Genomic DNA, 7,584 nt, shown 5'->3' with positions numbered 1-7,584 from the left:
GACTGGTGGCGCACCGACGCCTCCCCGTACGCGGGCGGGGAGAGCGCCCACGGCGCGGCGCGCGGCACGGTCCACGGGTTCACCGGCGGCATCGAGATCCCCGACATACTGAAGCCACCCCCGCTCCCCGGCGACCGGGAGCCCTTGGACGGCACCCCCGGGCCGGGCGGCCGGCAGGGCGAGCACGGCACGGAAGGCCCGGAAGGCGTGGACGAGTACGCGGAGGAGGACGGCGCACAGCGCGCGACCCTGTTCCGGCGCGCCGACGGCGCCCCCGTCCCCCCGCTGCTCCTGCTCGTCGCCCTGATCCTGCTGGTGGGCGCCGTGCTCGGCAACTGGATCGTCCTGGCGGTCGGCTGGGGTCTCGCCTATCTGACCCGCAAGCTCTCGCACAGCGAGTCCAAGTGGGCGGTGATGGGCGTGCCCGGGCTGGTCGTGGCCGCCGGGATCGTCTGGCTGTGGGGGCGTACGGAGGGCCGCTGGGGCGACCCGGTGCCGGAGGGCGGTCTGGGCGCGGCGATGTCGGACACGTGGCCGTGGGTGCTGCGGGCCGCGGCCGTCGGCTCCGCGATGTTCGTGGTGTGGCGTTCGCGGCGGCCCGGCTGATCCGGCACCGGGCGGCCCCGGCCGGGTGCCGCGTCGTCGTCAGTCCGCCAGGTGCGCCCGCAGTTCGTCCAGGATCCGGTGCGCCGCCGTGTAGCCGATGCCCTGGATCCACAGCCGGTCGTCGACCTTGAACGTCCGTCCCTCCCGTACGGCCTTCATGCCCTTCCACAGCGCGCTGCCGGTCGTCCGCGGCACCCGGGCGCGGTCCGGGTTCCCGTAGACCGAGGTGAAGAGGGCGTCCGCGTCGGCCTGGTCGATCTGTTCGGGGCCCACGTCGTACGAGAAGCCGTCCCGGGCCCGGTCCACGACGCCGGGCCGGCCCACTCCCGCGTCCTGCAGCACGGTGCCGATGAAGTTCTTCCGGCCGTAGATGCGGATGGCGGCGCCTTCCACGAACCGCACGACGTTCACCTTCAGCGCCGCGGCCCGCTCCGTGCCGCCGAGCGCCTCGGTGACCTCGCGGGCGTGGGTCTCGTACGCCGCGACGGCCTTGCGCGCCTCGGACGTCTTGCCGAGCGCTTCGGCGTGGGTGCGGAAGTTGTCCTTCCAGGGGTAGCCCGTCGCGGCGGTCATCACCGTGGGGGCGATCTTCGACAGCTGGTCGTAGCGCTGTGCGTCGCGGTCCTTGTTGGTGAGGATGAGGTCCGGCTTCAGGGCGGCGACGGCCTCCAGGTCGGGGGCGCCGATCCTGCCGACGTCCGCGGTGCCGCGGACGCTCTCCGCCGGCAGGTGCTCGGGGAAGCCGGTGGCGGTGTCGGCGCGGGTGGCGCCGGCCGGCCGTATGCCGAGGGTGACGGCGGAGTCGAGCTCGGCGGTGTCCAGGACGACCACGCGCTGCGGGTGCTTCTTGACCTTCACCTCGCCCATGGCCGTGCGCACCAGGTGTGTGCCGCCGCCCGGGCCGTCCCCGGAGCCGGAGGTGCAGGCGGACAGGGAGGGCCCGAGCGCGGCAGCGGCCGCCACCAGAGCGGAGGCGGCCAGAAGAGAGCGCCGGCGGTGGGGACGGGGACGGCGTAGGGGGTTCCGGTTCATGTCCCGGCCTGCCTTTCGTGGGGTGGAGCCCCCGCGGAAGGACGGGGAGCTCAGACGGCCGTGCTGCTGCCGGCCTGTGCGCCGGCCGCCGGTCCGGCCTCCCACGGCCGTCCCGGCACCACCAGAGGACTGCCCGTCACGGGGTCCGGAACCACCACCGACTCCAGTCCGAAGACCTCCCGCACCAGATCCGCCGTGACGACCTCCGCCGGGCGGCCCTGCGCGACGATCCGGCCCGCCTTCATCGCCACCAGGTGGTCGGCGTAGCGCGCCGCCTGGTTGAGGTCGTGCAGCACGGCGACGACCGTGCGGCCGCGCTCGCGGTTCAGGCGCCGTACGAGGTCGAGGACCTCGACCTGGTGGGCGATGTCGAGGTAGGTCGTCGGCTCGTCCAGGAGCAGCAGGTCGGTCTCCTGAGCGAGCGCCATCGCGATCCACACGCGCTGCCGCTGGCCGCCCGAGAGCTCGTCCACGGCGCGTTCGGCGAGGGCGGCCGTGTCCGTACGGGCCATGGCGTCCGCGACGGCCCGCTCGTCCGCCTCCGACCACTGCTGCCACCAGCGCTGGTGCGGCTGGCGGCCGCGGGCGACGAGGTCCGCGACGGTGATGGCCTCGGGCGCGACGGGCGTCTGCGGCAGCAGGCCGAGCGACTTGGCGATCGTGCGGGTGGGTATCCGGGCGAGTTCCTCGCCGTCGAGCAGCACCGTGCCGCGGACGGGCTTCAGCAGCCGGCCGAGCGCGCGCAGCAGCGTGGACTTCCCGCACGCGTTGGGGCCGATGACGATGGTGACCTCGCCGTCGGGGACGGACAGGTCGAGGCCGTCGACGACGGTGCGGTCCTCGTAGGCGAGGGTCAGGTCGCGGGCGGCGAGGCGGCTGCCCACTGGGCCGTCCTGCACGATGCCCACCGGGCCGTCCTGCACGATGCCCTCCGCGCCGTCCTCGACGATGCTCTCCGCGCTGTCCTCGACGATGCTCTCCGCGCTGTCCCGCACGATGCCTTCCGGGCCGTCCACCGGGCCGCCCTTCACGTTCTCCGGCACGCTCTTCGTCACGCTGTTCCTCCGGTGCGGCGGGTGCTGTGGCCCTTGACGATGAGCCAGATCAGGTACGGGGCTCCGACGGCTGCGGTCAGCACGCCCACGGGCAGCTGCGTCGGCTCCAGGATCTTGCGGCCGAGCAGGTCCGCGACGACCACGATGACCGCGCCCGTCAGCGCCGAGGAGAGCAGCGGGATCTGCGCGGTGCGCGTCATGCGGCGGGCCAGCTGCGGGGCGAGCAGCGCCACGAAGTCGACGGGCCCGGCGGCGCCCGTGGCGATCGACGCGAGGACGACGCCGAGGAGGGCGAGCCCGCAGCGCACCCTGTTCAGCCGCACGCCCAGCGCGGTCGCCGTGTCGTCGTCCAGGGAGACGGTGTGCTGCGCCCGGGCGGCCCAGCACACGAAGGGCGCGAGCACGAGCAGTGCGAGGGCCAGGGGCGCGGCCTCGTCCCAGCCGGGGCCGTTGAGCGAGCCCGTCATCCACACCTGCGCCCGCTGGGCGACGAGGTAGTCGCCCTTGGTCATGAACAGGTGGGTGACGGAGCGCAGGGCGACGGCGAAGCCGATGCCGATGAGGACGAAGCGGGTGGCGTGCAGGCCGCCGCGCCACGCGAAGGCGTAGACGAGGACGGCGGCGAGGAGGCCGCCTGCGACGGACACGTAGGGCAGGGCGGCGTACGAGGTGACGCCGAACGTCATGGCGCCGACGGTCAGGGCGCTCGCGCCCTGGGTGACGCCGATGATGTCGGGGCTGGCGAGCGGGTTGCGGGCGACGGTCTGGATGAGCGCGCCGGAGACGCCGAAGGCGAGGCCCACCAGGACGCCCACCGTCATGCGCGGCAGCCGGAGGGTGCCGACGACGAGCTCGTCGCGCGAGGGTTCGCCGAGGAGGACCTTCAGCACCTCGCCGGGCGCCGTGAAGGACTTGCCGGTGCACAGGTACGCCAGGCACGCGGCGGCCAGCAGGACGGTCAGGCCGGCGGCGACGGCGGTGGCCCGCCGGTGGACGAGGAAGGAGCCGCGGCCGGCCCGGACGAGGGCGTAGCCGGCCGGGCGGGCGCCGCGGCCGTCGGCGGTGGCGCGGCCGTGGACGGTGGTGCTCATGCGGCGGCCACCCGCTTCCGGCGGACGAGGGCGATGAGGAAGGGGACGCCGATCAGGGCGGTCATGACGCCTGCCGGGACCTCGCCCGGCGGGAAGAACACGCGGCCTGCGGTGTCGGCGGACAGCAGGACGGCCGGGCCGAGGAGGGCGGACAGGGGCAGCAGCCAGCGGTGGTCGCCGCCGACGAGCGCGCGGGCGATGTGGGGCACCGCGAGGCCGACGAAGGCGATGGGCCCGGCGGCGGCCACGCCGGCGCCGGTCAGGACGGTGGCGCCCAGCCCGCCGGTGATCCGGACGGCCGCGACGTTCTGCCCGAGGCCCTTCGCGACGTCCTCGCCGAGGGCCAGCGCGTCCAGGCCGCGGGCCACGGACAGCACCAGGACCGCCCCGGCCAGCAGGAACGGCCAGATCCGGCCCGCCAGCTCCGCGTCGCTCGCGGAGAGCGAGCCGACCTGCCAGAAGCGGAACTTGTCCAGGACGGACGCCTGCGTGGTGAGCACGGCGGTGGTCACCGAGACGAGCAGCGCGTTGATCGCGGCGCCGGCCAGGGCGAGCTTGACCGGCGAGGCGCCGCCGCGGCCGCGCGAGGCGATGGCGTAGACGGCGACGGAGGCGACGCCCGCGCCCGCGAACGCCCACCACACGTAGCCCGTGAGGCTCTCCACCCCGGCGAGCATGATCGCCAGGACGACGCCGACGGCCGCGCCGTGGCTGATGCCGAGGACGCCGGGGTCGGCGATGGGGTTGCGGGTGATGCCCTGCAGGGCCGTGCCCGCGAGGGCCAGGGCCGCGCCGACCATCAGGCCGACGAGGGTCCGCGGCAGCCGCATCTCGCGGACGACGACGGCGTCCCTGCCGTCGCCGCCGTGCAGGAGGGCGTCGAGGACGCGGTCGGGGGCGACCGGGCGGGCGCCCACCGCCAGGCTGAGGAGCACCGCGACCAGCAGGACGGCGGCCGCGGCCGCCGTCCAGCCGATGCGGCGCCGGACCAGAGAGGATCCGGGACTGCTGATCGGGACGGCGGCTGACATCGCTTCCACGGGTGGTTCGGGCGGCCGGGAGGCCGGGATGAGGCGGTTAGGGCAGGCTAAGTGTACGTAGGGGGCCGGGCCGGAAGGCCGGGGGCGGCCGCCACCCGGGAGGCCCGGGGCCACCCTGCACAATGGGGCCCATGAGTTCCGCCGCGCGCACGCCCCGCTTCACGGTCGGCTTCGATCTGGACCTCACCCTGGTCGACTCCCGCCCGGGCATCCGGGCCGCGTACGCCTCGCTGGTCGCCGCCACCGGCACGGCCATCGACATCGACCTCGTCGTCAGCCGGATCGGGCCGCCGCTGGAGCAGGAGCTGGCCCACTGGTTCCCCGAGGAGCGCGTCGCCGAGGCCGCCGCCCTCTACGTGGCCGCGTACCCGGAGCACGGCATCACGCCCTCGCCGGCCCTGCCGGGCGCCCGCGAGGCCGTGGCCGCGGTGCGCGAGATGGGCGGCCGGGCCGTCGTCGTCACCGCCAAGAACGCCCGCAACGCCCGTCTCCACCTCGACCACCTGGGGATCGAGCCGGACGTGCTCGTCGGCTCGCTGTGGGCGGAGGCCAAGGCGGGGGCGCTGCGCGAACACGGCGTGGACGTCTACGTCGGCGACCACGTCGGGGACGTGCGCGGCGCGCGGGCGGCCGGCGCGCTGTCGGTGGCCGTGACGACCGGGCCCTGCGGGGCGGAGGAGCTGCGGGCGGCCGGCGCGGACGTCGTCCTGCCCGGGCTCGCGGACTTCCCCGGGTGGCTGCGCGGCTACCTGGCCGCGGCGGGGCCCGCGGCGGAGGAGGCCCGCGCCTGACGCCGCTGCTCGGCGATCGACCGCAGCACCCCGGCGCCCGCGATGAGGAATCCCACCCCCATCAGCATGCAGACGAAGTACGCTGCGGGAGGCAGCGGGTCGGCGCCCAGGAACAGCGGGGCGACCGTCGCCAGGGTGGCCACCGCGCCGACGAGGAAGACGATGGCGCCGATGCGTACCAGCAGATCCCCGGCCCGGGGCGTTTCGCTACTCACTCCACCAGGGTAGATGCCTGGGCGTGGGGTGGGGCCGGGGACATCTTGTCACCGGGCCCGGGACCATTAGCCTTGGGGGGTAGCGGGTCTTGCGACCCGCTGTAGTGCTATCAAGAGCTGTTTTTCTGCCGATTGCCGTCGATGACCGACGGTTTCCGGCGGTCTCCCCTTCAATTCCCCATTTCCGACGAGATACGAGGACGAGGACAGACGTGCCTACCGGCAAGGTCAAGTGGTTCAACAGCGAGAAGGGCTTCGGCTTTCTCTCCCGCGACGACGGCGGAGACGTCTTCGTGCACTCCTCGGTGCTCCCGGACGGGGTCGATTCCCTCAAGCCCGGACAGCGGGTGGAATTCGGTGTCGTGGCCGGTCAGCGGGGCGACCAGGCGCTGTCGGTGACGCTGCTCGATCCCACGCCCTCGGTCGCGGCCGCCCAGCGCCGCAAGCCCGACGAGCTGGCGTCGATCGTCCAGGACCTCACCACCCTCCTGGAGAACGTCACCCAGCAGCTCGAGCGCGGTCGTTACCCCGACAAGGCCCACGGCGCCAAGATCGCCGGCATGCTGCGCGCGGTCGCCGACCAGCTGGACGTCTGACGAGCCCGCAGCACCTGACAAACCCGCAGAAACCGAAGGGGCGCGATCAGACGAAAGCGAGCGCGTCCGGGCCGAGGGGCGGCACGAGCCCCTCGGCCGCGGCCCGGGTGAGCAGCCCGCGGACCGCCGCATAGCCGTTCTCCCCGAGCCCGGCCGTGAATTCGTTGACGTAGAGCCCGATGTGCTGGTCGGCGACCTTGGGGTCCATCTCCTGCGCGTGCTCCAGCACGTACGGCCGCGAGGCCGCCGGGTCGTCCCACGCCATCCGCACGGACGTCCGTGCGGCCTCCGCCAGTTCGCGCAGCCGCTCCGCGCCCAGCGAGCGCTTGGCGATGATCGCCCCCAGCGGGATGGGCAGGCCGGTGGTGTCCTCCCAGTGCTCGCCCATGTCGGCCAGGCAGTGCAGGCCGTAGTTCCCGTACGTGAACCGCGCCTCGTGGATGACCAGGCCCGCGTCCACCTTGCCGTCCCGGACGGCCGGCATGATCTCGTGGAACGGCAGGACGACGACCTCGCCGACGCCGCCCGGCACCTCCGCGGCCGCCCACAGCCGGAAGAGCAGGTACGCCGTCGAGCGCTCGCTCGGCACCGCCACCGTCCTCCCCGCCAGGGACGCGGGGCTGCCCGCCTCCCGCGTGAGCACGAGCGGCCCGCAGCCGCGGCCCAGGGCGCCGCCGGCCGGCAGCAGGGCGTACTCGTCCAGCACCCACGGCAGAACCGCGTAGGAGACCTTCAGGACGTCGAACTCACCGCGCTCGGCCATCGCGTTGGTGACGTCGATGTCGGCGAACGTGACGTCCAGGGCGGGGGCACCGGGGACCCGGCCGTGCGCCCAGGCGTCGAAGACGAACGTGTCGTTCGGGCAGGGCGAGTAGGCGATCTTCAGGGGCTCGCTCATGAGGTGCTCCAGGTCTCGGAGGTGCTTCAGGTCTCGGAGGTGCTCCACGGCTCGGAGGTGCTCCACGGCTCGGAGATGCCCCACGACTCGGGAGGAGCCGCCCGCAGCGCTTCCCGCAGGGCGGCGGAGGCACCGGAGAGGGCCTCCAGGGCGTCGCCGATGCGCCACGCGGCACGGTCGCGCGGACCGACGGGGTTGGAGACGGCACGGATCTCCAGGGCGGGCACGCCGTGCGCGGCCGCCGCCTCGGCCACGCCGAA

8 protein-coding genes and 2 pseudogenes are annotated in these 7,584 nt (G+C 74.3%); 3 read left to right on the top strand and 7 right to left on the bottom strand.

Annotated features, from left to right (window positions below; all coding sequences use genetic code 11):
- Positions 1-606: pseudogene (locus V7793_RS29540) on the top strand (hypothetical protein); the annotation flags it as partial.
- Positions 607-645: 39 nt separating this feature from the next.
- On the opposite strand, the gene V7793_RS29535 reads toward V7793_RS29540, so the two are convergent.
- The 4 genes from V7793_RS29535 to V7793_RS29520 form a co-directional block, all read right to left on the bottom strand.
- On the bottom strand, positions 646-1,638 hold the full coding sequence (locus V7793_RS29535) for an ABC transporter substrate-binding protein (protein ID WP_336012125.1): 993 nt from the start codon (positions 1,636-1,638) through the stop codon (positions 646-648).
- A gap of 50 nt (positions 1,639-1,688) precedes the next feature.
- The gene (locus V7793_RS29530) at positions 1,689-2,522 is read right to left on the bottom strand and encodes an ABC transporter ATP-binding protein (RefSeq protein ID WP_336012128.1); all 834 of its coding nucleotides are present in this window, start codon (positions 2,520-2,522) and stop codon (positions 1,689-1,691) included.
- 167 nt (positions 2,523-2,689) lie between these two features.
- Positions 2,690-3,784 carry a FecCD family ABC transporter permease gene (locus V7793_RS29525; protein ID WP_336012122.1) on the bottom strand — a complete coding sequence of 365 codons (1,095 nt, stop codon included), beginning with the start codon at positions 3,782-3,784 and terminating at the stop codon, positions 2,690-2,692.
- Entirely contained in the window at positions 3,781-4,815 is a 1,035-nt protein-coding gene (locus V7793_RS29520) for a FecCD family ABC transporter permease (protein ID WP_336012120.1), read from the bottom strand. Before V7793_RS29520 ends, V7793_RS29525 begins: the two co-directional genes overlap by 4 nt.
- Before the next feature lie 140 nt (positions 4,816-4,955).
- Here V7793_RS29520 and V7793_RS29515 point away from each other — a divergent pair, with 140 nt between their 5' ends.
- The gene (locus tag V7793_RS29515) at positions 4,956-5,615 is read left to right on the top strand and encodes an HAD family hydrolase (RefSeq protein WP_336012118.1); all 660 of its coding nucleotides are present in this window, start codon (positions 4,956-4,958) and stop codon (positions 5,613-5,615) included.
- Here V7793_RS29515 and V7793_RS29510 read toward each other — a convergent pair.
- Positions 5,570-5,830 (bottom strand): hypothetical protein, encoded by a 261-nt coding sequence (locus V7793_RS29510; protein WP_168090673.1) that lies wholly within the window; start codon positions 5,828-5,830, stop codon positions 5,570-5,572. The two genes, V7793_RS29515 and V7793_RS29510, sit on opposite strands and share 46 nt — an antisense overlap.
- A gap of 212 nt (positions 5,831-6,042) precedes the next feature.
- Here V7793_RS29510 and V7793_RS29505 point away from each other — a divergent pair, with 212 nt between their 5' ends.
- A complete protein-coding gene (locus V7793_RS29505; RefSeq protein WP_058045797.1) occupies positions 6,043-6,426 on the top strand; it encodes a cold-shock protein in 384 nt (127 codons plus the stop codon).
- 46 nt (positions 6,427-6,472) lie between these two features.
- On the opposite strand, the gene V7793_RS29500 is transcribed toward V7793_RS29505, so the two are convergent.
- Together V7793_RS29500 and V7793_RS29495 are read right to left on the bottom strand one after the other, a co-directional pair.
- On the bottom strand, positions 6,473-7,324 hold the full coding sequence (locus V7793_RS29500; RefSeq protein ID WP_336012113.1) for a 1,4-dihydroxy-6-naphthoate synthase: 852 nt from the start codon (positions 7,322-7,324) through the stop codon (positions 6,473-6,475).
- Positions 7,325-7,350: 26 nt separating this feature from the next.
- Positions 7,351-7,584: pseudogene (locus V7793_RS29495) on the bottom strand (futalosine hydrolase); the annotation flags it as partial.

Origin of the sequence: Streptomyces sp. KLMMK, from assembly GCF_036961605.1 — a bacterium.
Lineage (GTDB): Bacteria > Actinomycetota > Actinomycetes > Streptomycetales > Streptomycetaceae > Streptomyces > Streptomyces telluris.
The sequence above is the reverse complement of the archived record's forward strand: the minus strand, read 5'-3'. Positions and strand labels throughout refer to the sequence as shown.

Coding starts and splice junctions, on each gene's coding strand:
- V7793_RS29535 (WP_336012125.1), bottom strand. CDS start 1,638: ATGAACCGGAACCCCCTACGCCGTCCCCGTCCCCACCGCCGGCGCTCT.
- V7793_RS29500 (WP_336012113.1), bottom strand. CDS start 7,324: ATGAGCGAGCCCCTGAAGATCGCCTACTCGCCCTGCCCGAACGACACG.
- V7793_RS29525 (WP_336012122.1), bottom strand. CDS start 3,784: ATGAGCACCACCGTCCACGGCCGCGCCACCGCCGACGGCCGCGGCGCC.
- V7793_RS29520 (WP_336012120.1), bottom strand. CDS start 4,815: ATGTCAGCCGCCGTCCCGATCAGCAGTCCCGGATCCTCTCTGGTCCGG.
- V7793_RS29515 (WP_336012118.1), top strand. CDS start 4,956: ATGAGTTCCGCCGCGCGCACGCCCCGCTTCACGGTCGGCTTCGATCTG.